The organism is Acuticoccus kalidii (assembly GCF_021556395.1).
GTDB lineage: Bacteria > Pseudomonadota > Alphaproteobacteria > Rhizobiales > Amorphaceae > Acuticoccus > Acuticoccus kalidii.
This window is the reverse complement of record NZ_JAKGCS010000036.1, coordinates 391169-415183: the sequence shown is the minus strand read 5'-3', so window position 1 is coordinate 415183 and position 24015 is coordinate 391169. Positions and strand designations below refer to the sequence as shown.

22 protein-coding genes are annotated in these 24015 nt (G+C 67.7%); all 22 read right to left on the bottom strand.

The genetic code is table 11. The features are described from left to right. Positions 1-69: 69 nt before the first annotated feature. A complete protein-coding gene (locus L1787_RS22905) occupies positions 70-408 on the bottom strand; it encodes an ArsR/SmtB family transcription factor (protein WP_235711429.1) in 339 nt (112 codons plus the stop codon). Between the two features lie 146 nt (positions 409-554). After that, positions 555-1784 (bottom strand): ABC transporter substrate-binding protein, encoded by a 1230-nt coding sequence (locus L1787_RS22900; RefSeq protein ID WP_439648312.1) that lies wholly within the window; start codon positions 1782-1784, stop codon positions 555-557. A 345-nt stretch (positions 1785-2129) separates the two neighbouring features. Next, the gene (locus tag L1787_RS22895; RefSeq protein ID WP_235711427.1) at positions 2130-3728 is read right to left on the bottom strand and encodes an isochorismatase family protein; all 1599 of its coding nucleotides are present in this window, start codon (positions 3726-3728) and stop codon (positions 2130-2132) included. Positions 3729-3738: 10 nt separating this feature from the next. Then, positions 3739-4587 carry an N-acyl homoserine lactonase family protein gene (locus L1787_RS22890; protein WP_235711426.1) on the bottom strand — a complete coding sequence of 283 codons (849 nt, stop codon included), beginning with the start codon at positions 4585-4587 and terminating at the stop codon, positions 3739-3741. 196 nt (positions 4588-4783) lie between these two features. Next, on the bottom strand, positions 4784-5362 hold the full coding sequence (locus L1787_RS22885; RefSeq protein WP_235711425.1) for a hypothetical protein: 579 nt from the start codon (positions 5360-5362) through the stop codon (positions 4784-4786). A gap of 27 nt (positions 5363-5389) precedes the next feature. Beyond that, positions 5390-6271, bottom strand: coding sequence for an amidohydrolase family protein (locus L1787_RS22880; RefSeq protein ID WP_235711424.1), 882 nt, complete (start codon positions 6269-6271; stop codon positions 5390-5392). Continuing rightward, on the bottom strand, positions 6268-7386 hold the full coding sequence (locus tag L1787_RS22875; RefSeq protein WP_235711423.1) for a VWA domain-containing protein: 1119 nt from the start codon (positions 7384-7386) through the stop codon (positions 6268-6270). Before L1787_RS22875 ends, L1787_RS22880 begins: the two co-directional genes overlap by 4 nt. Continuing rightward, complete coding sequence (locus L1787_RS22870) at positions 7383-8264, bottom strand: AAA family ATPase (protein ID WP_235711422.1); 882 nt, start codon at positions 8262-8264, stop codon at positions 7383-7385. The genes L1787_RS22875 and L1787_RS22870 overlap by 4 nt, the downstream gene beginning before the upstream one ends. Continuing rightward, entirely contained in the window at positions 8264-9301 is a 1038-nt protein-coding gene (locus L1787_RS22865; RefSeq protein ID WP_235711421.1) for a xanthine dehydrogenase family protein molybdopterin-binding subunit, read from the bottom strand. The genes L1787_RS22870 and L1787_RS22865 overlap by 1 nt, the downstream gene beginning before the upstream one ends. A 129-nt stretch (positions 9302-9430) precedes the next feature. Then, positions 9431-9793, bottom strand: coding sequence for a GFA family protein (locus tag L1787_RS22860; protein ID WP_235711420.1), 363 nt, complete (start codon positions 9791-9793; stop codon positions 9431-9433). Between the two features lie 90 nt (positions 9794-9883). Beyond that, positions 9884-11605, bottom strand: coding sequence for a xanthine dehydrogenase family protein molybdopterin-binding subunit (locus tag L1787_RS22855; protein ID WP_235711419.1), 1722 nt, complete (start codon positions 11603-11605; stop codon positions 9884-9886). A 5-nt stretch (positions 11606-11610) separates the two neighbouring features. After that, on the bottom strand, positions 11611-12093 hold the full coding sequence (locus L1787_RS22850) for a (2Fe-2S)-binding protein (RefSeq protein ID WP_235711418.1): 483 nt from the start codon (positions 12091-12093) through the stop codon (positions 11611-11613). Continuing rightward, entirely contained in the window at positions 12093-12887 is a 795-nt protein-coding gene (locus L1787_RS22845) for an FAD binding domain-containing protein (RefSeq protein WP_235711417.1), read from the bottom strand. The genes L1787_RS22850 and L1787_RS22845 overlap by 1 nt, the downstream gene beginning before the upstream one ends. Before the next feature lie 55 nt (positions 12888-12942). After that, complete coding sequence (locus L1787_RS22840; protein ID WP_235711416.1) at positions 12943-13401, bottom strand: SRPBCC family protein; 459 nt, start codon at positions 13399-13401, stop codon at positions 12943-12945. Positions 13402-13403: 2 nt separating this feature from the next. Continuing rightward, on the bottom strand, positions 13404-13841 hold the full coding sequence (locus L1787_RS22835) for an SRPBCC family protein (protein WP_235711415.1): 438 nt from the start codon (positions 13839-13841) through the stop codon (positions 13404-13406). Then, positions 13842-17120 carry a flotillin family protein gene (locus L1787_RS22830; protein WP_235711414.1) on the bottom strand — a complete coding sequence of 1093 codons (3279 nt, stop codon included), beginning with the start codon at positions 17118-17120 and terminating at the stop codon, positions 13842-13844. A 27-nt stretch (positions 17121-17147) separates the two neighbouring features. Then, a complete protein-coding gene (locus tag L1787_RS22825; RefSeq protein ID WP_235711935.1) occupies positions 17148-17972 on the bottom strand; it encodes a phosphoenolpyruvate hydrolase family protein in 825 nt (274 codons plus the stop codon). Then, positions 17972-20137 carry an ABC transporter permease gene (locus L1787_RS22820; RefSeq protein ID WP_235711413.1) on the bottom strand — a complete coding sequence of 722 codons (2166 nt, stop codon included), beginning with the start codon at positions 20135-20137 and terminating at the stop codon, positions 17972-17974. The genes L1787_RS22825 and L1787_RS22820 overlap by 1 nt, the downstream gene beginning before the upstream one ends. Beyond that, complete coding sequence (locus L1787_RS22815) at positions 20124-20915, bottom strand: ABC transporter ATP-binding protein (protein ID WP_235711412.1); 792 nt, start codon at positions 20913-20915, stop codon at positions 20124-20126. The genes L1787_RS22820 and L1787_RS22815 overlap by 14 nt, the downstream gene beginning before the upstream one ends. After that, a complete protein-coding gene (locus tag L1787_RS22810; protein ID WP_235711411.1) occupies positions 20908-21960 on the bottom strand; it encodes a branched-chain amino acid ABC transporter permease in 1053 nt (350 codons plus the stop codon). Before L1787_RS22810 ends, L1787_RS22815 begins: the two co-directional genes overlap by 8 nt. 1 nt (position 21961) lies before the next feature. After that, positions 21962-22978, bottom strand: coding sequence for a branched-chain amino acid ABC transporter permease (locus L1787_RS22805; RefSeq protein ID WP_235711410.1), 1017 nt, complete (start codon positions 22976-22978; stop codon positions 21962-21964). A gap of 117 nt (positions 22979-23095) precedes the next feature. Beyond that, positions 23096-23920 carry a helix-turn-helix transcriptional regulator gene (locus L1787_RS22800; RefSeq protein WP_235711409.1) on the bottom strand — a complete coding sequence of 275 codons (825 nt, stop codon included), beginning with the start codon at positions 23918-23920 and terminating at the stop codon, positions 23096-23098. Between the last annotated feature and the right edge of the window lie 95 nt (positions 23921-24015).

The following is a 24015-nucleotide window of genomic DNA, read 5'->3' as shown; positions in this document are numbered from 1 at the left end:
CGCGATCCCCGCCCCGCGACGTGACGATCCCGGAGGCGGCCCCCGCCATCTTCGAGTGAACCGGTTCCCTCATGGCGCGGACGCGAGACTCCGCACCCTCGGCGAGCCGCGCGTGGCGCCCGCACCGTCGGCGCAGCATTCATCGGCCAGGAAGCCGATGAGGCCGTCCATCGCCTTATAATTCGCCCGGCAGATGAGGCTCGTCGCCTGCCGCTCCTGAGAGATGAGGCCGCGTTCCAAAAGCCGCTTCAGATGATGCGACAGGGTCGAGCCCGCGATGCCGAAGCGCGCTTGGAGCTGACCGACGGCGAGCCCGTCGGGCCCTGCCCGCACGAGCGCGCGATAGACTTCGAGGCGCGTGACGTTTCCGAGCGCCTCGAGCTGGCGCGCTGCTATTTCGACATCCATCGAAATAGGATGAAGCTGCCCGATGACGGCGTCAAGCGCTGTTTCGACGATGATCGAAAGAGCCGATCGATCGCCGCGAACGACGATGGCGCACCGTGCGGCGCGCCATCTCGAATGGGCGTGGGGCCCGAATTAGAGGGCCGGGATCAGCACTTGGGAACGTCGCGGCCGGGGCTGCCGATGGCGTCGAAATCGGCCTTGTCCATGCCGAGCGTCTGGTTGATGCCGTCAACCTTCTTCACGAGCTTGGTCGCAAGTCCACCATCGTCGGTCTCGACCACCTCGATCACGAAGTTGGAGCCGATCGCCTGGCGGTTCTCGTCGAGCGTGATCTTGCCGTTCGGCGCATCGAGCTCGAGGTTCGAGAGGCACTGACGGAACGCCGCCTGCCCTTCACCGAGGTCGCCGTTCACTTCGTCGACGCACTCCAGCGCGGCATTGGTCGCGTTATAATAGGCGGTGCCGAGAAGGGACGGACTCGCGAAGCGCTGATCGGCCGGCCACGCGTCCTGATAGGCCTTCACATATTCCTGCCATTTCGGATCATCCCACGTGTCGGCCTGGGGTCCGGACGCCGGCGTTCCGATGAGGGCCTGCTTCGCGTTGCCCTTCGAGTTGAGCACGGTGCCGTCGACCATGATCGTGCCGCCGATGAGGTTCGCATCGCCCCCGGCCTGCTGATACTGGTTGAGGAAGTTCACCGCATCACCGCCGCCGAGACCGACATAGATCGCGTCCACATCGTCAGGCAGCGCGGCGATTACCGAGGCGAAATCCTTGGTGCCGAGCGGCACCCAGAAGCGCTCGACGATCTCGCCGCCGGCCTCGCAATATTCGTGCGCGAAGCCGAGGAAGTTGGTGTAGGCGAAGGAATAGTCTTCCGCGACCGCGGCGACGTATTTCCAACCCTTCTCATTGGCCACATAGTCGCCGAGACCGACGCCCCACTGCGCCCCGTCCATGTTGAAGCGGAACAGGTTCTCCGCCGGATCGACATAGGTCGTCTCCTGCGCGCCCGACGCGCCGTTGATGAAGGTGACGTCGGGATAGTTCTTCGCCAGATCGCGGATCGCGATGCCTTCGGAGCCGGAGAGCGGACCGATGATGAAGTCCACCCCGTCCTGCTCGATCAGCTTGCGCGCGGCGCGCACGGCCGAATCCGGGCTCGCATCGGTCGAGGCGACGATGGTCTCGATCGGGCGGCCGCCGGCTTCGCTGTCGTGCTGCTTCATCGCGAGCTGATAGCCGCGCTGGCCGTCCTCACCGAGGACGGTATAGGTGCCCTCGAGGGTCGCCATGAAGCCGACCTTCAGCGGCTCGCCTTCCTGGGCGTGCGCCCCGGTCGCCATGATCGCCGCGACGGCCGCAGTGGTCATCAAAGTGCGTATCATCATTGTCCTCCCATTGGACGGTGTCGCACCGCGCGGGGGCCGTGGCCGCCGCCGACGCTCTCGTTTTTGATATGCGAGCTTTTCTGCAACCCCGTTGGTCTTACCGGGGCAACAGTCGCTCCGATGTCCAAGTCCGGGCGGGAGGATACAGGTGTCGGCCGTCACCCCCCAAAGTCATTCGAGCGGAATTTGTTACCACCAGTCTGATTTTTTCGCGGGAAGACCCGAACGAGACCGAGATACCGCGCCGAATTGGATCCGGAACGGAGATTTTTCGCGACGATTAACACGGCGCGCATGAAACATATTTGCCAAGCCGCGAACGGGCGCTCAGCGCAAAGCCGCGATCACCACATCGACCGTCGTGACGGCGGACACGTTCTGCAACGCGTACTCGATCGAGGCCCGGTGCCAGTCGGCATTCATCGTCGAGCAGCCGTCTTCGGGAATGACCATCAGATAGCCCTTGTCGGCGCCGGTGCGGGCCGTGTGCTCGATGCTCATGTTCGTCCACGCACCGCACTCGATGATGGTGTCGCGCCCCTCCGCCTTGAGCACCGTTTCAAGGCTCGTTCCCTCCCAGGCGCTCATCCGCATCTTCTCGACGACATGATCGCCCGGCTGCGGCTCGAGCCCCGCGACGGGCGCAACGCCCCAGGTGCCGCGCGTCATCGCGCCGGTCTCGGCGATGCCCTCGAAGAGCGGGGCGTTCATCGTGAGCCCCTTCGCGCCCGGCGGGCATACGAACCACACATGGATGACCGGAATCCCGAGCTCGCGGCACCGCGCGGCGAGGCGCGCCGTGTTCGCGATCGCGTTCTGCTCGCGGCAATGGTCCGGCGCGCCGGAGGCGGCGAAGGCGCCGCCGTCCATCACCACATCATTCTGCATGTCCTGGATGATGAGCGCGCAGCGGGACGGGTCGAGGCGGAGATCGCCCGCTTCGCCGGTCTGCGCCGCGCCTTCGGACCGTGGCGGCGGGGCGGCGGCGGTGCTCGCGGAGCCGGCCCGGCGACCGGCCGTCGCCTTCATGAAGGGCTCGTTGCGGGGGCCGACCTTCACGTCGACCGCATAGAGCGAGGTGCTCGCACAGACGAAGAGCGTGCGCCAATCGCGGCCGCCCCAATGAAGGTTCGCCGCGAGCTCCGGGATCGAAACCGTCCCGATATGCCGCCCGTCGGGCGCATAGACCCACAGCCCGCCCGGCGCCGTCACCCAGACATTGCCGTACTGGTCGCACTTCATCCCGTCCGGCACGCCGGGCTTCAACGTGTCCTTGATGCCGGAGGCGAACACCCGGCCGTTCGACAGCCGCCCCTCCGGCCCGACATCGAAGACGCGGATGTTCGCCTGCTCGGTGTCGTTGATGTAGAGCTTCGTCTCGTCGGGAGAGAAACAGAGCCCGTTCGGCATCGTGAACTGATAGCGGTCGACGACGAGCGTCGGCTCGCGTGCCCCTTCCGTCACCCGGTAGACGCCCTGAAAGCCCAGCTCACGCGGGCGTTCCACGCCGAAGACCGGCATCCGCCCATACCAGGGATCGGTGAACCAGATCGCCCCGTCCGAGGCGACGACGACATCGTTCGGGCTGTTCAGCTCCCGCCCCTCGAAATGGGAGGCGAGCACCGTGCGCGTGCCGTCCGGCGCGATGCGGGCAAGGCTCGACGTGGCATGCTCGCAAACGACGAGATTGTGCCTCTCGTCGTAGGTCATGCCGTTGCCTTTGTTGGTGCCGTTCAGCACCGCGCGCACGCCCGCCCCGTCCCAGCGGCGGCGCACGTCCTCCGGCATGTCGGAGAACAGGAGATAGCCGCCTTCCGGATGCCAGATCGGCCCCTCGGTGAAGGTGAATCCGGTGCCGAGCTGGCGCACCGGGGCGTGCTCGTCGACGAGATGGCGAAATTCGGGGTGAAGCGCCTCGTGGCTCATGGCGTCCTCCTCACACCGGGAACCAATTGCGGCGCGGCACGGTCTGACTGACCGGCCCCGGCACCGCCATGTCGAGGCGGCCGACCACCTGCGCGGCCTCGATCTTGGCCGGCTTGTCGTGGATCGGCAGCAGGAATTTGGAGGAGTTGAGGAGCTTCTTGATCGCCGCCTTCTCCTGCCGCTTGGTGCAGGAATGGTTGCCGGTGACGCGCGGCTCGTGGTCGTTCACCTCGTGCAGAGGGGTCACGATCTGGTCGTTGAAGTCATAGATCACGTCGCCACAGATCGTCGCCCGCCCCTCCGCGGTCTCGACATGGACGTTCATCGAGCCTTCGGTGTGGGCGCCCGCCCAATCGAGCGTCACGCCGGGGATCAACTCCACCTCGCCGGTGATCTCGGTATCCTCAAAGCGGAGCGCGCCGGGGGTGTGGAGCCGCTCGACGAGATGCTGAATGTCCGGCTTCGGATATTGCGGATGCATGAGGCCGGAGACCGAATGCTCCATCTCACGGCGGTTGAGGACCACCGTGGTGTTCATCGGAAAGTGATCGTCCTTGCCGGCATGGTCGATATGAAGGTGCGTGTGGCACACATAGCGGACATCGCCGACCTTCACGCCATGCCGGGCGAGCTGGTTCTCGATCATGTTTTCGTGGAATTGCAGCCCGCGCATGCCGAGCGTTTCCATGATCCGATTGTCGCGATAGCCGGTGTCGACGACGACCGGATATTGGCCGCCGAGGATCAGGAATCCGTAGACGGGCACCCGCCGCGTCCGTCCGCAATCGCGACCGAGGACAAGGAAGCTCGATTCCAGTTCGATATCGCCATAGTCGAGCAGCTTGATTTCCAGCGCCATCGTCTCCCCCAACCGCCGATTGTCGTTGTTGACGCGACCGGGTTTTGTCGCGCGGTGGAAAAAAATTTACCGATGCGCCGGCGGCGGCAAAGGGGTTCACATGAAAAATCAGACGACAGGGTAAGTCTCAGCGCCGCGAAAAACGAAAAAGGCCGCCTCGCGGCGGCCTCCTCATCCGATCAATGCTTGCGCTCGATCAGTTCAGATTGATGTGCACCTCGGTGCCATCATCGTTGTAGCGGTCGCGACGATAGGGATTCTGCGCGACATAGCCGTCACGATTGTTGTAATAGGCTCGGTCTTCGCGCGCCTCGGCCCGATCTTCGGCGCGGTCGGCGCGCTGGTCGGCCTTCTGGCGGATCTGATCGGCCTGACGGTAGTTGCCGCGGCTCTCGGCGATATTGGCGCGCTGCTCGCCGCGGCGGATCGCCCGGTCTTCGCGAATTTCACCGCGGCGCTCGGCCGTTGCGGCGTTGCTCTCGCTCTGCGGGACGATGCGGACTTGCGCATCGGCGGGGGACGGCGCGAACGCCAGCGGCGCGGCCAGCACGGCGGCGAAAGTGGTCGCGATCGTGGCCCGTTTCAGCATCGAGATCATCGTATCACTCCATTCACTCGGAAAGCGCATCGCCCGTCGAGGGGGCAGCGCCGCGTCCGGTACGGGGAGCCAACGTGTGCTTTCGCCGATCCGTTCCACCGCTTTTCGCTGGGTTTTCGGCCTCGCTTTCGTGAATTTGGTTCCAAAATCAAATTGTCGCACCACGCCGAGCAACATCGGCGCGGTCGTGCGGCGGTCGCCAGCTCAGAGACGATAAATCTTTTCTGCGGTTCGGCGGAAAATCGCGTCCTTTTCCTTATCCGACATCGAAGCGGTCGCTGCCATGAACGCATCGATCAACGATGTGTAATCTGTCCAAAGCTTTTCGATCGGGAAATTCGATCCATAGAGGCACCGATCGGCCCCGAAGAGGGCGACCGCCTCCGACACGGCCCAGGCGACGTGCGCCGGGTCGTTGCGATGGATGAAGGTGCCGAAGCCCGACACCTTGCAGCGCACGTTCTTGCAGGCGGCGAGCGTCTCCATCGACGCGCGCCAGGCCGCCTTGCCCTCCTCGGTGAGGTTCTCCGGCATGCCGGCATGTTGCAGGACAAAGGTCACCTTGGGACACGCCTTCACGAGGCGGAGCGCCGCCGGCACCTGGTGGGCGAAGATCTGCAATTCGAAGACGAACCCATATTCGGCGAGCCGGCCGACATTCGCGACCACCGCGTCGGAGCCGACGACGTCCGGCCCGGAGGCGAAGCGGTAAAGGGGCTCCTCGTGCCAATGCATCTGGTGGCGAACGCCGCGCATCAGGGGATAGGCGGCGAGCCGGTCGAGATCGCGGCGGGCGTCCTCCTGGGTCATGTCCGCATAGCCGACAATCGCGTGCGGCCAGCCCGACTCCTCAGCGCACCGCGAGACCCAGGCGACCTCGTCGACGAACCAGTTCGGCGACCAGTTCGCCTGGACGTAGACCGACTTTTCGACGCCGGTGCCGTCGATGTCCTCGAGGAATTCCTCGATCAGATAGTCGCGTTTGATCGGGTCATAGGGGCCGAAAATGCGCGGCTGTGTCGGCCCGAGAAGCCACGGCAGATCCGCCCGGCGCCAGATGTGGTGGTGAGCGTCGACAATCCTCATGTCTCTCTCGCGAAGGTTAGAATCTCATCGGTGATGCGCCCCGGCGACGAAGCATCGCCAATGCGGGTGAGATACGGCGCGACGGCACGCAGCGCCTCGGTTTCGGGAACGAAGTCGGACCGGGTGGCGAGCGGGGTGAGCCACAGGATCGCCCAGGCGAGGCGCGACAGGCGCATCACCGCGTCGACCAGCGCGGCCGGATCGCCCCGCTCCAGACCGTCCGACAGGATGATGACGTAGGACGAGCGCGCGAATCCGGCATAACGCGGCACGCCGAGAAAGGCGCGGAGCGCATCGCCGAGCCGCGTGCCGCCGTCCCAGTCGGCGACCGCGGCGGCGGCGGCGGCGAGCGCCGTCTCGCGCCGACGATGGCGCAGCGCGCGGGTGACGCGGGTGAGACGCGTCCCGACGGTGAAGACCTCGACCCGCTCGGCGGCGTGCGTCAGCGTATGGGCAAAGCGCATCGCGGCATCCGTCTCACCCTTCATCGAGCCGGACACGTCGATGAGGAGGAGGATGCGGCGCTGACGCGTGCGGCGGCGGAGCTGCGGCAGGCGGACGATCTCCCCGTCGCGCCGCACCGCGTCGCGCAACGCGCGGCGCATGTCGGGCCGCTCGCCGGCGCGCCCGCTCGCCATCCGGCGCGAGCGGCGGCGCGGCAGGCGCGCCGGCGCCGCGCGACGGAAGCGGCGGAGCGCCTCCGCCTCGCTCAGCGGCGGAAAGCCCCGCAGCGCGAGGGATTCGGCGGCGGTCGCCTCGCCGCCCGCCTCGTTGATCTCCTCGGGCTCGAAATCCTCGTCGGCCCCCTCTTCCGGCTCATAGGCGACCTCCTCCTCCTCGGTGGGAGTCGCGCCGGGAAGCGTCTGGCCGAGAAAGTGCGCCCGATAGAGCGCGTCGAACGCCTCGCGCCGGTCGGGCGACGGGGCGAGCGTCGCGAGGGCGGCGGCGTGGATGTCGGCCATCCGGCGTGGCCCGAGAAGACCGACGGCGGCGATGAAGGATTGGGTCTGCTCCGGCGCGACGCTGAAGCCGTTGGCGCGAAGGAGGGTCGAAAAGGTGACGAACGGCGCCGCCGCGCGCGGAAGCTCGGCGATGCTCTCCGCCGCTCGCCTCACCCGACCGTCTCGTCGAGGATCTCGTCGAGCCGGCCCGACAGGAAGGCGATATCGTCCTGGTCCTTGAGCGCGACGCCGATCGCCCGGCGGAAGGCGGTGGGCCAGGGATTGCCCTGCGCCTCCAACAGCGTCGCGGCCTCGGCCCACTCGACCGTCTCGGCGATGCCGGGGGCCTTGGCGAGCGGCTCGGCGCGCAACCGCTCCACTGCCGCGACCACACGGTCGGCCGTCCGCCGCGTGACGGTCGAGGCGCGCATCATCACGATATCGGCCTCGCGCGCGGCGTCCGGATAATCGATCCAGTGATAGACGCAGCGGCGGCGGAGCGCCTCGTGGAGCTCACGCGTTCGGTTGGAGGTGAGAACCACCACCGGCGGCTCCTGCGCCCGCACCGTCCCGCGCTCGGGGATCGAGATCGAGAAATCGGAGAGGAATTCGAGCAAAAAGGCCTCGAACTCATGATCGGCCCGGTCGATCTCGTCGATCAGGAGGACGGTGTCGCGCGGGTGCTCCAGCGCCTCCAACATCGGTCGGGCGATCAGGAACTCGTCGGCATAGATGTTGACATAGGCGTCCCCCGCTTGGCGGATCGCGAGCATCTGGCGCGGATAGTTCCACTCATAGAGCGCCGCCGCCGCGTCGATCCCCTCATAGCATTGGAGGCGGACGAGCTGGCGGCCGAGAATCGAGGCGAGCGCCTTCGCCGCCTCGGTCTTGCCGACGCCCGGCGCCCCTTCGAGGAGCAAAGGCTTGCCGAGCGCGAGCGCCAGATAGGCCGCCGTCGCGAGCGACTCGCCGGCGAGATATTGCGCATCGCGCAGCGCCGCGGCGAGCCTGTCCGGCGTGTCGATGCCGACGATGTTGGCCCGCACCGCCATCAGCGCGCCCTGTTCGCCCGGCTCGCCCTCGGCCGCGCGCCGCCATTCTCCTTGAGGCCGCGCAACACCTTCTCCGGGGTGATCGGAAGATCGCGGATCCTGACGCCGACCGCGTCATAGACGGCGTTGGCGACGGCGGGCAGCACCGGGTTGGCGCACATCTCGCCGGGCCCCTTGCCGCCATAGGGCCCATCGGGGGCCGGGCGCTCGAGGACCGCGATATTGTGGGGGGCGATGTCGCCGGGGCCGGGCATCAGATAGGTATTGAAGTCGACCGGGCCGTGCTCGCGGCTCGGATAATAGGGCTCTGTCGTCTCGTAAAGGGCGTGGCTGAGACCCATCCACGCCCCGCCGACGAGCTGCTGCTCGACGAGCTTGGGGTTCAGCGCCCGCCCCACTTCGTAGGCGGAGTTGATCTCGATGACGCGGACCTCGCCGGTCTCGTCGTCGACCTCGAGATCGACGATGAGGGCGGCGTGGGCGAAACAGGAGACGGGCGTCATCTCGCCGGTCTCCGGGCTCACCTCCGAGAGCGGGATCAGGAAGATGCCGCGACCGGAGACGGTGCGCCCTTGCTTGAACTGCGCCGCCGCGCTCGCCTGGCCGGTCGTGATCGAGCGCGAGGGCGCGCCGCGGACGTGGATGTTGCCCTTGCCGTCGGTCACGAGGTCGGCGGCGTTGACTTCGAGCTCCTCCGCCGCCGCCTCGAGCATCACGGCGCGCGCCTCCTGGGCGGCCTGGATGACGGCATTGCCGACCCGGTGCGTGCCCCGCGAGGCGAACGAGCCCATGCAATGCGGGCCGGTGTCGGAATCGGCGGTGTCAACATAGACGTCCTCGACCGGGACGCCGAGCGTCTCGGCCGCGATCTGCCGGGTGACGGACTTCATCCCCTGACCGAGATCGATCGAGGACAGCGCCACCATGAATTTGCCGTCCGGGTTGGAGTGGACGAGCGCCTGGGAGGGATCGCCTCCGAGGTTCATGCCGATCGGGTAGTTGATCGCGGCGAAGCCGCGCCCATGATGCACGGCCATCTCAGCCCCTCCGCCCCATCGGTGCCGCCTTCGCGGCGAACACGGCCCGTCTTTGCGCGCCTGCCAGCCGCCCCGCGGGCCGCGAGGCGAAGGTCGCGCCGTCCGAAATCCGGCGCGCGTCCGCCCCGATCAGGTCTCCGGGATGCGGTCGTTCTCGTGATTGGCCCCGTCGACCCAGCTCCATTCGACGGACCGGATGTCGACCCCGTCGACGCAGGCGATGTTCACCCCGCATTCGTTCGGATTGGAACGGCGACGATGATGGGTGTAGATCCCGCACACCGAGCAGAAATAATGCTCCGCCGTGTGGGTGTGGAACTGGTAAAGGCGCAGCGTCTCGCCGGAGACGATGGTGAGATCCTCGCGCGGCACCGTCACCGCGATCGCGCCGCGCCGCCGGCACATCGAGCAATCGCAGCGCCGCGCGCTCGCGAGATCGAGCTTCGGAAAGGCGATCCGCACCGCCCCGCAATGACATGTCGCCTCGACCATGGATCACCTCGCCTGAATCATACTCCGGCGCATTCTGCACCGACCAAGCGGTGAGGGCGAGGGGCGCGCGGCGGCTGTGAGATATCCTCATCACCGCCTCCTGAAGCCGGAGATCGAGGAAAAGCGGGTCGGCCCGCGTCGCGGCTCGGTGCGGTTCGGATCGGGCCGATGCGGCTCTGCCGACGGCGGCGCCCGCTCGGGACCGGCCGTGGCCGGAGCCGGCTCCCGTTGGGGCTCGCGATACGCCGGAGCGTCAGGCTTCGCCCGTTCGGGCCGCTGGCGCGGTGGCGGCGGCGGCGCGCTGCGGGCGGGCGGCGGCGGGCTCTCGCCACGTGCCGTACCCGCCCCGTCGCCACGCGCGTAGCTGCCCGAGGAATAGCCGGAGACGCGGCCATTCTCGTCCGTCGCGGTGAAACGCGGCAGCTCGGCGCGCGCGCCGCCTCCATCGCGGAGCGAAGAGGCGAGGCGGGCGGCGTCGGAAAGACCCCAGCCGGCCTTTTCTGCGGCAACCTGGCAGCATTCGATGAGGGCGGTGTTCTTCGCGAGACGGCGATGGGCCTTCATGTCCCCATCGCGATAGGCGTTGAGGATGCGCAATTCGATCGGATCCATCCCGACCCGCTCGGCCACCTCGTCCATATGGCATTCGATGGCGAAATCGACGCCGGTGATGCCGAAGCCGCGCATCGCCGTCGCGGGCGTGCGGTTGGTATAGACGCAGTAGATATCGGCGTAGACGTTGGGGATCGTGTAGGGCCCCGGCAAATGCCCGGCCGCCTTGATGATCGCGTAGGAGGAGAGCCGCGTCGTCGCCCCGGCATCGAAATAGCCGATGAACTTGCGGGCGACGATGCGGCCGTCGTTCATCACCCCGTCGGTGAGATACCAGCGCTCGGCCCCGCGCGGGGCGCCGACCTGCATCTCCTCCTCCCGGTCGAACATATATTTGCACGGCCGGCCGGTGAGCATCGTGCCGAGGATCGCGAGCGGCTCGTGAAGGGAATCGACCTTGCCGCCGAACCCGCCCCCCACCGTGCCGCCGATGAAGTGAAGCCGCGCGGACGAGACATCGAGGAGCTTGGCCGCGGTGCCGAGCGAGAAGAACAGCGCCTGGGTGGACGTGTAGCAGACGAAACGATCGTTGGTTTCCGGCGCGGCGATGGCGCCGCAGGTCTCCATCGGCGCCTGCTCGATGGGCGACATCTGATAGCGCCCCTCGATGACGTGATCGGCCTCGCGCAAGGCGGCATCGACATCGCCATAGCGCAGCTTCTGATGGTCGTATTTGCCGTGATAGACGAAGAGATTGTCGGGATAGGCGTCGTTGACGGCGGGCGCGCCCGGCTTGATCGCCTCCTCGACGTCGAGAACGTGCGGCAGAATTTCGTAATCGACGCGGATCGCGGCGCACGCCTCGCGCGCCTGGCGCTCGGTATCGGCGACCACCGCCGCGACCGGCGCGCCCCGATAGGCGACGCGCTCGCTCGCGATCAGCTCCTCGTCGTCGAGGCCGAAATCGAGGAGCGACAGGAGCGTGTTGAGATTGTGCGGCACGTCCCGCGCGAGGATGACGCGGCGCACGCCCGCCATCCGCTCCGCCGCCGCGGCGTCGACCCGGCGGATCCGCGCGTGATGGTGTGGGGAGCGGACACAGCGAATATGGGTGAGGCCGTCGAACTGGTGATCGTCATAGAACGGCGAGCGGCCGGTGACGTGGCCCGTCATGTCCTGACGCTGGGTCGGCTTGCCGATCTCGTTGAGGTCGTCGTCGCGCTCGTCGGCGAAATAATCCTTGCGGAACTCGATGGGCATGGCCCCTACCCCGTGCGGCGCGCGCCGCCTTGCGACGCGTCGAGGATGGCGTTGATGATGGCCTCGTAGCCGGTGCAGCGGCACAGATTGCCGGAGATCGCCTCGACGACCTCCTCCCGCGTCGGCCGCGGATTGTGCTTCAGAAGCGCGGTCGCCGACATCAGCATTCCATCGGTGCAATAGCCGCACTGGGCGGCGAAATTGTCCATGAAGGCGCGTTGCAGAGCCGACAGCCGCGCCCCGTCCGAGAGGCCGGCGACGGTGTCGACGGCGCGTCCGTCGACGGTCTCGGCGAGGGTGAGGCAGGAAAGCTGCGGCGCTCCGTCGACGAGGACGGTGCAGGCGCCGCAGGTTCCCTGCCCGCAACCATATTTCGGCGTGAGATCGCCGATCGAGCGGCGCAATACGTCGAGAAGGTTCGCCCCCTCGTCGACGAACACCGCCTTTTCCTCGCGATTGTGGCTGAAGCGGATGGGCGTCTTGGCCATCATGCGGCTCCTTCGAGGAGGCGGCGCAGGTGGACGGGCGCGACCTCGCGGCGATACCAGGCGCTCGCGATCGCGTCGTCCTCGGGGGCGAGGCCTTCTGCGGCGAGCGATGCGGCGCGGGCGATGGTGGCGGCGTCGAGCGGCTGGCCGGACAGCGCTCGCTCGGCCGCCACGGCCCGCATCGGCCGCGCGCCCATCCCGTTGAAGACGATGCGCGGATCCTGAAGCCGGCCGCCCGGACGCGGCAGGTTCGCCGCGATCGACATCACCGACACCCCCTTCGGCCGCACCCGGCTCACCTTCACGAAATGGAAGTCGCGCGAAGGGGCGACGAGGATCGTCGCGACGAAGGCGCGCGGCGCGTGCGGGCGGAAGAGATCGTCGAGCGGCATACGCCGCCCCTCACCCGTCACGACGCTCGCCCCGAGGGCGAGGAGCGCGCCCGCGACGTCGCCATAGGGCGCGGCGGCGAAGAGATTGCCGCCGATGGTGGCGGTGGTGCGCACTTGCGGCCCGCCGACGAGCCGGGCGACGGGGGCGAGGAATCCGAGTTCACGATGGGCGATGATCTCGGCCATCGTCACCCCGGCGCCGATCGCGATCTCCCGCCCTTCGGTGCGAATTTGGCGCAGCACCGGATCGGCCGGGCGCAGGATCGTCGCGACGGACGGGTCCGCCGCGTTCACGGCCCGCATCAGGACCGTGCCGCCGCCCAAGATATGCGCGCCGCGCGAGGCGGCGAAGGCGCGCGCCGTCTCAGCGAGCGTCGCGTGGGTGCGGACCTCTATCGGCATGTCGGGGCTCCTTGGCGGCGCCGCGCCGCGGAATTTGCGAGAGATCGAGGGCGGTTCATCGGGCGCCCGTCCCGTCGTCGCCGGCGATATGGGCGCGGACGGCCTCCATCCCGGCGGCATAGATGTTCTCGGCGACCTGGTCGCGAAGCTCCGTCTCGCGGCCGGGCGGGGTGTCGAAGCGCGATTCCCAGTGCCAGAAGGTCATGTCGCCGTCGGTCACCGGCGACAGGCGGACGTGCGCGACATAATTGAGCAGCGGGATCGGCGTGTCGAGCAGGCAGTAGGTGAAGGCCATGTCGAGGTCGGAAAGCGTCAGGAGCTGCTCGCGCAACTCGGACCCGTCGGCGAGGTGAAAGCGGCGCACGCCGCCGACCTTATCGGTCGGAGCGCCGCGCTCCATCTGGCTGTCGACGACGGCGGGGTGCCAGCGATCGTGGCCGTTGAAGTCGCGCAGAACCTCCCACACCGCTTCCACCGGGGCATCGATGATGGTGCTTTTTACGACCTTCACCATGGCTAGCGCGCGTAATGGCGTTTGAGGGCGTCGAAGCCCGCCTGGAAGACGTTCTGGCCGATCCCGGCGACGAGATCGTCGGCCGCCTCCTCGGCGCATTCGAACTCCGCCGTCCATTCGGCGAAGGTCCGGTCGCCGTCGGTCACCGGCGTGAGGCGCAAGGTCGCCACATAGTCGGTGAGCGGCATCGGGCTTTCGAGGATCGCGTAGGTGCAGAAGAGATCGTAGTCGGAAAGGCCGAGGAGCTTTTCGCGAATGCGGTCGCCATTCTGAAGGCGAAAGTCGCGCACGGCGCCGATCTTGTCGGCCGGCTCGCCGTTCTCGATCCGGCATTCGCGGATGCGGGGATGCCAGCGGGGCAAGGCGTTGAAGTCCCGCACCCGCTCCCAGACCGAGGGAGCGGGGGCGTTGATCACGCTCGAGACGTAGACGCGCGGCATCTATTCGCCCTTCCGCTCGCTGCCGTCACCGGCTGAGCCGGCGGTCTCCGTCGTCGCCGCAGCCCCTGAGCCCGCGCCGCCACCCGACGCGCCGCCGGAGCCGGAGCCGCCACCCGAGCCGGAGCCGCCACCGCGGCTCGCGTCCTTGGCGATGCGCTGCATGTCGCTCGCCTCGCGGATGAGGCCGCCCATCTTGGACAGGTTGCCGCCCTCGATGCCGAGATCGGCGAGGAGATTGTCGATCAGCGGGGCCTGGACGCGGTAACGCAGCGCCGAGTTGATCACCTCGTCGGTCGCCGAACGGTTGGTGCCGTCCCCGTTCGGATAGCCCCCGCCGTTCGCCCCATCGAGCTGGACGATGCGAATGTCGGAGATGCGCTCCATCGGCTTGACCGACGCGGCGACGATGCCCTCGATCCGCTCCAGCAGCCGGCGCCGGAAGAGCGAGGCGCGCGAGCCGTCGGTGAGGACGTTCTCCGCCTCGTTGATGAGCTTTTGCGCCTCCGCCTCGACGGCCTTGCGCACCTTCTCCGCGTCGGCGGCGAAACGGGCCTCCTCGGCGGCCTTCTCCGCCATCAGGACGTCGATCGACTTCCTGCGCTGCGCCTCTTCCGTCTCGCGCACGGTCTTGACGCGCTCCTCGGCCTCGGCGGCGCGAGCGCGGGCGTTGTCCGCCTCGATCCGCGCGGCGGTCTCCTCCAGCGACTTCGCATAAAGGGCGATCGCCTTCTCCATGTTGGCGAGCTCGACCTCGCGCTCGCGGGCGACCTCGCGGCGGCGGCGCTCGGTCTCGTGACCGATGCGCGCTTCGTCGAGGCCCCGCTCGGAGGCGATGCGGGCGCGCTCGATCTCCTCCGTGGAGGCGATTTCAGCCTCGCGCAGCGCCTGGACGCGGGAGATTTCGAGCTGCTCGGTCGCCCGGCGGCGTTCGAGCTTGACCGCGTCGAGCACCTTCTCGCGCTCGATATCGGAGCGCTCGATATCGCGGCCCGCCTCGATCTCGGCCCGGCGCACCTTGGCGTCGGCGCCGGCCCGCTCGGCCTTCTTGCCGGCGAGATCGATGATGCGGGATTCGTCCGCCTCCTCGACCACGCGGCGACGGTCGATATCGGAGATTTCGCGCTCCTGCTGGGAGGCGATGCGTTCGATCTCGAGACCGAGCTCCATCTCGATCCGCTGGCGCTCGGTCATGTCGCGCCGGCGGATGTCGGCGGCCTCGACGGCGCCCTCGCGCGAAATCTCACGCTCGCGCGAATCCTGCTCGGCCGCGATCCGCTCCGCCTTCAGGATCTTCTCCTGCGCGATGCGGGCCGATTCCACCGCCTCGTCCGCCATCACCTGCGCCTCGTCGAGGACGCGGTTGCGGACGATCTCGAGCTGGCGGATCGCCTCGTCGCGGGCGATCCGGTCGCGCGCCGTCTCGGCTTCCTTCTCGATCTGGACCTGGTCGACGAGCCGGCGCGAGGCGATCTCGGCGGACTGGATCGCCTCGTTTCGCTCGATCTCGCGCGACCGCGTCTCGCCCTCGGCGTTGATGCGCTCCTTGTCCACGGTGCGCTGCTGACCGATGCGGGCGACCTCGGTGCGCTCGCCCGATTGCGTCTCCTGGAGGGTGACGGCCTCGCGTGCCGTGATCCGGTCCTCGTCGATCTTCCGGTCGATCGCGATGCGGCGGGTCTCCACCGTCTCGCGGGCGGCGATATCGGCCTCGTCGACCGCACGATTGCGGGCGATCTCACGCTCACGCACGTCCTGCTCGAAGGCGATGCGATCGGCGGCGACGGTCTTTTCGCGGGCGATGCGGGCGGCCTCGATCGCCTGTGCGGCGGCGATCTCCGCCTCCTCCAGCGCGCGTTGCCGCTCGATCTCGAGCGCCCTCACCCGCTTGTCGTTGGCGATGCGCTCCTCGCTCGTGCCGGCGGCCTCGGCGATGCGCATCTTCTCGATCGCCTCGCGGGCGAGGATCTCGGCCTCGTTGACGGCGCGGTCTTGTGCGATGCGGGCCTTCTCGGTGTCCTCGCGCGCCGAGATCTCGGCGGCCTCCAGCGCACGCTGGCGCTCGATCTCGCGCGCCCGCGTCTCCTGCTCGTTGGTGATGCGCGATTCGGCGACGGCGCGTTCCTGCTCGATCCGGGCGCGGTCGGTCGCCTCGCGGGCGGCGATCTCGGTCTCTTCGATCAGGCGGCGGCGGGCGATCTCGCGGGCCTCGACCTCCTGCTCGTTCTGGATGCGCGCCTCGGACACGGCACGCTCCTGCTCGATGCGGGCGGTCTCCGTGTCGCGGCGGGAGGCGATCTCGGCGGCGTCGATCGCCCGTTGGCGGTCGATCTCGCGCTGGCGGATCTCCCGCTCGGACTGGATGCGGACCTCGGAGATCGACTGTTCGTTGGCGATCCGCGCGAGTTCGATCGCCTCGCGCGCGGTGATCTGCGCGCGCTCGGCCTCGGTGTCGCGCTCGGCCCGTTCACGGGCGATCTCGGCGCGCTGCTGGGCGCGGCGGAATTCCAGCTCGCGCTCCTGTTCGAGGCGCGCATGTTCGGAGTCGCGCTCGATGTTGAGCGCTTCCTTCTCCGCCTCCAGATTGCGCGCGCGGATTCGGATCATCGAATCCTGTTCGATCTCGTTGCGCAGGGTGCGCCGCGCCTCGATCTCGCGGATCAGCTCGGTGAGACCTTCGGCGTCGAAGCGATTGGAGGGGTTGAAGAATTCGAGCGCCGTCTGGTCGATATCCTTGATGGCGACGGTTTCGAGCTCGAGGCCGTTCTGCTCGAGCGCCTCCTGGGCGAGCTCTTTAACGCGGGCGACATAGCGGCCGCGCTGCTCGTGGATTTCGCCCATCCCCATCTCGGCGGCGGCGGTGCGCAGGGCCGATTCGAACTTGCCGGCGAGGAGCGGCTGGAGCCGGTCGGGATCGGTGGTGCGCCGGCCGAGCGTCGACGCGGCGCGCGAGACGGCATCGCGCGAGGGTCGGACGCGGACGTAGAATTCCGCCTCCACGTCGACGCGCATCCGGTCCTTGGTAATGATCGCGTTCTCGCTCGCCCGCATCACTTCGAGCGGCAGCGTGTGCATCGCGACGGGCGTGATGTCGTGGATGATCGGCCAGACGAACGCGCCGCCGTCGATCACCACCTTCTCGCCCATGAAGCCCGTGCGAACGAACGCGGTTTCCTTGGTCGACCGGCGATAGAGCCAATTCATCACCCAGTAGATGACGAAGATGACGATGACCGCCAGGATGAGCCAAAGGATGAGCTCACCGATGAGTTCACCCGTCATAACGATCCTCCCTTCGTGTCCGCCGGCTCACCGGCCGATCTTCTTGAATGCGTGCGTCTGTTCCGTGAGGGCGATTTCGGTCGGCAGGCGCTCCATCGAGGAGGCGCCGTAGAAGCCGTGGCAATTCTTGGTGTTCTTGAGGACGAAGGCGGCATCATCGGGCAAAGCGACCGGACCGCCATGGACGAGGATGATCGCGTCCTTGTTCACCGCGAGCGCCGCGCCGGCATAGGCGTCGACGAGTGCGGGCGCCTCCTCCAGCGTCACCGCCGTCTCCGCGCCGATCGAGCCGCCGGTGGTGAGGCCGAGATGGGCGACGATGATGTCCGCCCCGGCCTTCGCCATCGCCTCCGCGTCGCCCTCGCTGAACACGTAGGGCGTCGTCAGAAGCTCCTTCTCGCGCGCCGTCGCGATCATCTCGACCTCGAGGCCGTAGCCCATGCCCGTCTCTTCGAGGTTGGCGCGGAAGACGCCGTCGATCAGGCCGACGGTCGGGAAATTCTGGACGCCGGCAAACCCGGTGCGCTTCACCTCGTCGAGGAAGGTGTCCATCACGCGGAACGGGTCGGTCCCGTTGACGCCGGCAAGGACCGGGGTGTGCTTCACGACCGGCAGCACCTCGCGCGCCATGTCCATGACGATGGCGTTCGCGTCGCCATAAGCGAGGAGACCGGCGAGCGAGCCGCGGCCGGCCATACGGAAGCGGCCGGAATTGTAGATCACGATGAGGTCGATCCCGCCCGCTTCCTCGCATTTGGCCGACAGGCCCGTTCCCGCGCCGCCGCCGATGATCGGCTCGCCGCGCGCCTTCATGGCCTGGAACTTCGCGAGGAGGCTCGTCCGGTCCATCATCATCCTGCCTTCCGGCGCGGCTGACGTCCGCCGCCGATCGTTCTGAACGCATCCACCAACGCCGCAGCGAAAGGGGGATCGTTGACGTTGTGGGGAAGTCGGATCAGCCGGCGGGTCTCGCTCTGGCGCACGGTGCGGGTGAGCGCGTCGAAGAGTGCGGCATCGGCCGCCGGATCGTGGAACGGACCGCCCGGCCGATCGAGCGCGGACACCCCGCCTTCGGGCAGGAAGAAGCGCACCGGCCCGTCCATCTGGTTGAGCCGCTCGCCGATCCACACGCCCATCCGCGCGTTTTCTTCCGCGCTCGTGCGCATCAGCGTGATCTGCGGGTTGTGATGATAGAGATTGCGGCCGCGAAAGCGCTCGGGCACCGTTTCGGGCGCGGCGAAATTCACCATGTCGAGCGCGCCGACGGAGCCGACATAGGGCATCTTCGTGCGGATGATCGCGCCGAAACGATCCTCCGTCGCGGGGAAGACGCCGCCCATCATCATGTCGCAGATCTCAGTGGTGGTGACGTCGATGACGCCCTTCACCATCGCCGAATCGACGAGCATCTCCATCGCCTGGCCGCCGATGCCGGTGGCGTGGAAGACGAGGCAGTCATATTCGCCCTTCAGCGTGGCGGTGATCTGCTGCACGCACGGTGTGGTGACGCCGAACATCGTGATGCCGATCGCGGGGAGCCCGGCCGGGCTCGCCGTCTCGCTGCCGGCGACCATGCCGGCGAGCCCGTGCGCGGCGTTGGCGAGCACCTTGCGCGTGATCGCATTCAGGCCCTGCACGTCGGCGACCGAATGCATGATCGTGATGTCGGACGCGCCGACATATTGGCGGACATTGCCCGAGGCGACCGTCGAGACGATGAGCTTCGGAATCCCGACCGGAAGACGCCGCATCGCCGGCGCGACCATCGCCGTACCGCCCGAGCCGCCGGCGGCGATGATCCCGGAAATACCGGATTGGCGGGCGATCCACCGCTCGAAGGCGAGCGTCATGCCGGCGACGGACGCGCCGCGGTCGGCGGTGAACACCGCCGATGCGCCGCGCGGGTGGAAGGCGGCAATCTGATGGGCCGGGATCTCCGCACCCGAATGCGCCCCGCTCGTCGACAGGTCGGCGAGACGCACCGGCAGGCCGTGGCCGCGGATGATGTCGCGGATATAGCGCAGCTCCGCACCCTTGGTGTCGAGCGTTCCGGCGACGATCACCACCCGCTCGCCGGGCGCTGCGAGCGGTCGCAGCTCCGCCTCCGCGCCGCCACCGACACGCGGCAGCTCGGACACCGTGCGGGCGCGCTGCTCGAGGAGGCGGACGGGAACCGGGCGCGACCAGCGCGTCGGCGTCTCGGGGTTGGACAGGTAGATCTTGCGCGGGCCGCTCGGTGCCGTGACGGCGCCGGCGTCCTGCGCCTCCGGCTCGGGCGTCTCGTCGTGCGCATGGCGGCCGACGCCGAGAAGGCGCTGTTGCAGGTCGCGATCGGCGGCGAGCTGGCCGGCATCGAGGAGCCGGTCGATCCGCCCGTTCACCATGATGGCGACGTTCGGCGCGACCTCGGTCGCGACGCCGATATTCTGCTCGATGACGAGTACGTGCTGGCCCTCCTCGCCGAGGCGCACGAGCATCTCCTCGACCTGCGCGACGATCACCGGGGCGAGGCCCTCGGTCGGCTCGTCCATCACGAGGAGCTTGGGGTTGAGGAGCAACGCGCGGCTGATGGCGAGCATCTGCTGTTCGCCGCCGGAGAGCTGGCCGCCGCCATTCTGCTTGCGCTCGGCAAGGCGCGGGAAGGTCGTGTAGATCCGTTCGATCGACCACGGCCCCGCTCCGCGACCGGCGACGATGCGCAGATGCTCGTCGACCGTCAGCGAGCGCCAGAGGCGCCGCCCCTGCGGGACATAGCCGACCCCCATACGGGCGATCTCGGTGGAGCTCTTGCCGCGGATCTCCTCCCCGGCGAAGCGGATCGAGCCGGACGACGGGACGATCCCCATGATCGCCTTGCAGAGGGTCGTCTTGCCCATGCCGTTGCGGCCGACGACGGAGAGGACGCCCGATTGGAGCGTGAGGTCGACGCCCTGCAGCGCGTGCGAGGCGCCATAATAGACGTTGAGGCCGCTCACCTCGAGGATCGGCGGGCCGATGGCGCGATCAGTGGCCGCCATGACCGCCTCCGAGATAGAGTTCCTGGACCTCCGGATCCTCTTCGATCTCGCGCGGGGCGCCCTCTTTGAAGATGCGGCCATTGTGCATCATCGTCACCCGCTCGGCGACGCGGAGCGCGACGTCCATGTCGTGCTCGATGATCATGTAGCCGATATGCTCGGGAAGGCCGGTGAGGATGTCGATCAGCTCGCGCCGTTCGGTCGGCGAGAGGCCGGCGGCCGGCTCGTCGAACAGGATGAAGCGCGGCGCGCCGGCGAGCGCGAGGGCGATCTCGAGCTGGCGCTGCTGGCCGTAGGACAGATTGGCGACCAGCGTGTCGCGCACCGGGGTGAGGTGCACCGCGTCGACGAGATCGTGCGCCGATTGGAGGAGCGCGTCGTTCCGGCGCGGACGGATCAGCGAGAAGCGCCCGCGCGAGACGCCGCGGCAGGCGAGATAGACATTGTCGAGGACCGAGAGGCCGGTGAAGAGCAGCGAAATCTGATAGGTCCGCCTGAGGCCGCGCCGGATCCGCTCATAGGGCGGAAAGGCCGTGACGTCCTCGCCGAACAGGCGAATGGTGCCGGTCGTCGGCGCGAAATCGCCGGTGATGCAGTTGAACAGCGTCGTCTTGCCGGCACCATTGGAGCCGAGGACGGCGCGCCGCTCACCGGGCCGCACGGTCATCGAGATGTCCGCGAGGGCGACGAGCGCGCCGAAATGCCGGGAGACGCCGCGCAGTTCGAGCGCGTTCGCGGTGCCGGTCGCCGACAGGCGCGAGGCGACGGTTTCAGCCATCGCGCGCCTCCCCCGTCACCGGGTCGCGCCGCGCGCGTTCACGATAGCGCCGCCACAGGCCCAGAATGCCGTCCGACGAGAAGAACACGATCACCAGGAAGCCGAGCCCGATCAGGAGCTGGAACCGCTCCCCCCCGAGGCCGAACGCGACGAGGACGTCGAGCGCGAAGGTGCGCAGGAGGACGTAGAGGATCGCCCCCAAAAACGGCCCGATCGGATGGGCGAGCCCGCCGACCACCGCGATGATCAGGATATCGATCGCCGGCCCGACGGCGATCGTGCCGGGTGAGACCTGGCCGTTCAGCCACACGAGGAGGACGCCGGCGATCCCCGCGATCAGGCTCGAGAAGGCGTAGGCGGTGATCCGGTGGGCGGTGACGTTGAAGCCGAGCGCCGCCATCCGCCGCGCATTGTCCCGCACCCCTTGAAGCGCGAGGCCGAACGGCGAGCGGGAGACGTAGACGACGGCGAAATAAGCCAGCACCGCCCAGACGAGCGTCAGATAATAAAACGGCACCGGCGCCCGCCAGTCGACCCCGAGAAAGACCGGCGCACGCACCTGGTTGAGGCCGGAAAAGCCGTTGAACAGCGTGTAGTTCTGGCGCACGAGATAGAACATCGCCGCGGCGATCGCGAGCGTGATCATGATCGTGTAGATGCCTTCGGTCCGCACCGCGAGCGCACCGGACAGCGTGCCGAAGACGACGGCGACGAGGACCGCGAGCGGCGCCGCCACCCACCAGGGCCAGCCGAAACTGATCGTGTCGATCGCGCTCGTTCCGAAGATCGCCACCATGTAGGCCGCGACGCCCGCCACCGTCATCTGGACGAGGCTCACCATGTTGCCGTAGCCGGCGAGGAACATGAGCGAGAGCGAGATCATCCCGAGGATCATCGCCCAGGAGAAGATCTGCCGCAGGACGAAATCGCCCGATATCGCCGGCAGGATCAGGAGGATCACGCCGAGCACATAATACTGGACAGGGATGCGCGAGACGTCCCACCAGCGCACCGCGCGCGGAGCGGCTTCCTCGATGACGGCCATGTCAGCGCCTCACCGCGATGAGGCCTTGCGGGCGGAAGGCGAGGACGAGGACCATGATGAGGAAGGTCAGCACCACCGCGTAGGTCGGGGCGTAGACGGAGCCGAACTGCTCGGCGAGGCCGATGAGCAACGCGCCAAGCGCCGCGCCCGGAATGGAGCCCATCCCGCCGACGATCACCACCACCAGCGAGGCGAGGAGGAAGCGGATATCCTCCCCCGGCGCCATCGACTGGAACGTGCCGCCGATCACGCCCGCGATCCCGGCGAGCCCGGCTCCGAAGGCGAAGACGAGGATGAAGACACGCTGGATGCGCACGCCCGTCGCCGACAGCATGTCCCGGTCGTCCACCCCGGCGCGAACCAGCATCCCGATGCGCGTGCGGTTGAGGACGAGCCACATGCCGATGCCGATCGCGATCGCCGCGAGAAGGATCACGAGGCGGACCACCGGATAGGTGAGGTAGATATATTCGCCGGAGCGGCGCGAGATGCCGGTGATCAAGGGCAACTCGATCGGCCCGGTGATCCAGTCCGGCGTCAGGATCTGGTAGAAATCGCCGCCCCAGATCCACAGCATGATGTCGGCGATGACGATCGAAATGCCGATCGTGACCAGCGTCTGCTTGAGATCCTGCCCCTCCATCCGCGCGAACACGAAGAGCTGGAGGAGAACGCCGATCGCGCCGACGACGACGAAGGAGACGAGGAAGGACAGGAGCCACCAGCCGGTGGCGTCGGCGACCTCGTAGCCGATATAGCCGCCCAGCATATAGAGCGAGCCGTGGGCGAGATTGACGTTCTTCATCAACCCGAAGATCAACGTGAAGCCGGAGGCGACCAAGAAGTAGAGCGCGCCGAGTGTGATCCCGTTGAAGAGGGCGTTCAGAAAGATTTTCTTACGGCCGACCACGTCCTCGAGCGCCTCGGGCCAGGGTGCGAAGATCGCCCAAAGCAACACGGCGACCGCCAGCACGATGACTGCGGCCCAAAACGGGCGACGCTCGGCGAATCGGACCATCCTATCCCCTGCGAGAAATCGCTCCGCCGAGAACAAGTCCCGGCGGAAGCTCGACAATACCGAGCCGCTTCGCGAACGACGTACCCGAAAGTCTCGACTTTTGTCGGTCGGTGCGGCTCAGCCCGCGACCAACGACACGCGCCGATAATCGGTCGGCGCGATGCCGATATTGTTGGAGAAGAAGCGCGTGAAACTCGCCTGACTCGCAAATCCGAGATCGAGGCCGATCGCCGTCACCGGATCGTCGGACCGCGTGAGGCGGACGATCGAGCGTTCGAGGCGCAGCGTGTTGAGGTACATGTTCGGCGTCAGGCCGATATTCTGCCGGAACAACTTATAAAAATGCGGCCGGGACAGGCCCGCATCGCGCGCGATCCGGTCGAGAATGCAGGCATCCGTCACACGCTCGTTCATCAGCCGGACGGCGTTGCGGATGCGGAAATCGTTCATCCGCGGCCACATCGGCGGCTGGCGGCGGCCGATCGACCAGGTTTCCTCGAAGGCGTAGGCGGTCAGATCGTGGATCGCATCGTTGAGCGCCGGGCCCGCCTCACCATTGCCGATCCGCTCGGCGACCGTCCGCGCGAGGTCGAACAGGGGCGCGTCCATTCGGATCAGCGGCGCGCCGAAGCGCATCATCGCGTGGCCCCGCGCGCTCGAGGCCTCCATGAACCAGGTCGGCGCGATGTAGAGCGTCAGAAAGATCGCGCCCTTGCCGAGATCGCCGGGTCGAAACTCGTGCGGCTGCCAGGGGCTCACGGCGACCGCATGGTCGCGGTCGAGCGTATAGTCCTTTCCTTCGACCCCCACGGTGGCGGGCCGACCGTCGATCAGGAAGATCAGATGACCTTCCCGGTGCGCGTGCGGTGCGAGCGGTTTGCTCAACCGGTAGAGCGACGCGCGCCCGAATCTCCCATGGACGACGGCAAGTGCCGTGCTCATGCATGTCCTCCCAAACAAAACGGAGCCTTTGGCTCTCATTGTTCGGAAGTAGGCCATCACCGATGGGTTGTGTCAAAACGTGATTCGCACAAACG

Excerpts from the sequence above, each read along its gene's own strand:
- L1787_RS22905 (WP_235711429.1), bottom strand. The coding sequence starts at position 408 with ATGGATGTCGAAATAGCAGCGCGCCAGCTCGAGGCGCTCGGAAACGTC.
- L1787_RS22900 (WP_439648312.1), bottom strand. The coding sequence starts at position 1,784 with ATGACCACTGCGGCCGTCGCGGCGATCATGGCGACCGGGGCGCACGCC.
- L1787_RS22895 (WP_235711427.1), bottom strand. The coding sequence starts at position 3,728 with ATGAGCCACGAGGCGCTTCACCCCGAATTTCGCCATCTCGTCGACGAG.
- L1787_RS22890 (WP_235711426.1), bottom strand. The coding sequence starts at position 4,587 with ATGGCGCTGGAAATCAAGCTGCTCGACTATGGCGATATCGAACTGGAA.
- L1787_RS22885 (WP_235711425.1), bottom strand. The coding sequence starts at position 5,362 with ATGTTGCTCGGCGTGGTGCGACAATTTGATTTTGGAACCAAATTCACG.
- L1787_RS22880 (WP_235711424.1), bottom strand. The coding sequence starts at position 6,271 with ATGAGGATTGTCGACGCTCACCACCACATCTGGCGCCGGGCGGATCTG.
- L1787_RS22870 (WP_235711422.1), bottom strand. The coding sequence starts at position 8,264 with ATGGCGGTGCGGGCCAACATCGTCGGCATCGACACGCCGGACAGGCTC.
- L1787_RS22865 (WP_235711421.1), bottom strand. The coding sequence starts at position 9,301 with ATGGCCGTGCATCATGGGCGCGGCTTCGCCGCGATCAACTACCCGATC.
- L1787_RS22860 (WP_235711420.1), bottom strand. The coding sequence starts at position 9,793 with ATGGTCGAGGCGACATGTCATTGCGGGGCGGTGCGGATCGCCTTTCCG.
- L1787_RS22855 (WP_235711419.1), bottom strand. The coding sequence starts at position 11,605 with ATGCCCATCGAGTTCCGCAAGGATTATTTCGCCGACGAGCGCGACGAC.
- L1787_RS22850 (WP_235711418.1), bottom strand. The coding sequence starts at position 12,093 with ATGGCCAAGACGCCCATCCGCTTCAGCCACAATCGCGAGGAAAAGGCG.
- L1787_RS22845 (WP_235711417.1), bottom strand. The coding sequence starts at position 12,887 with ATGCCGATAGAGGTCCGCACCCACGCGACGCTCGCTGAGACGGCGCGC.
- L1787_RS22840 (WP_235711416.1), bottom strand. The coding sequence starts at position 13,401 with ATGGTGAAGGTCGTAAAAAGCACCATCATCGATGCCCCGGTGGAAGCG.
- L1787_RS22835 (WP_235711415.1), bottom strand. The coding sequence starts at position 13,841 with ATGCCGCGCGTCTACGTCTCGAGCGTGATCAACGCCCCCGCTCCCTCG.
- L1787_RS22830 (WP_235711414.1), bottom strand. The coding sequence starts at position 17,120 with ATGACGGGTGAACTCATCGGTGAGCTCATCCTTTGGCTCATCCTGGCG.
- L1787_RS22825 (WP_235711935.1), bottom strand. The coding sequence starts at position 17,972 with ATGATGGACCGGACGAGCCTCCTCGCGAAGTTCCAGGCCATGAAGGCG.
- L1787_RS22820 (WP_235711413.1), bottom strand. The coding sequence starts at position 20,137 with ATGGCGGCCACTGATCGCGCCATCGGCCCGCCGATCCTCGAGGTGAGC.
- L1787_RS22815 (WP_235711412.1), bottom strand. The coding sequence starts at position 20,915 with ATGGCTGAAACCGTCGCCTCGCGCCTGTCGGCGACCGGCACCGCGAAC.
- L1787_RS22810 (WP_235711411.1), bottom strand. The coding sequence starts at position 21,960 with ATGGCCGTCATCGAGGAAGCCGCTCCGCGCGCGGTGCGCTGGTGGGAC.
- L1787_RS22805 (WP_235711410.1), bottom strand. The coding sequence starts at position 22,978 with ATGGTCCGATTCGCCGAGCGTCGCCCGTTTTGGGCCGCAGTCATCGTG.
- L1787_RS22800 (WP_235711409.1), bottom strand. The coding sequence starts at position 23,920 with ATGAGCACGGCACTTGCCGTCGTCCATGGGAGATTCGGGCGCGCGTCG.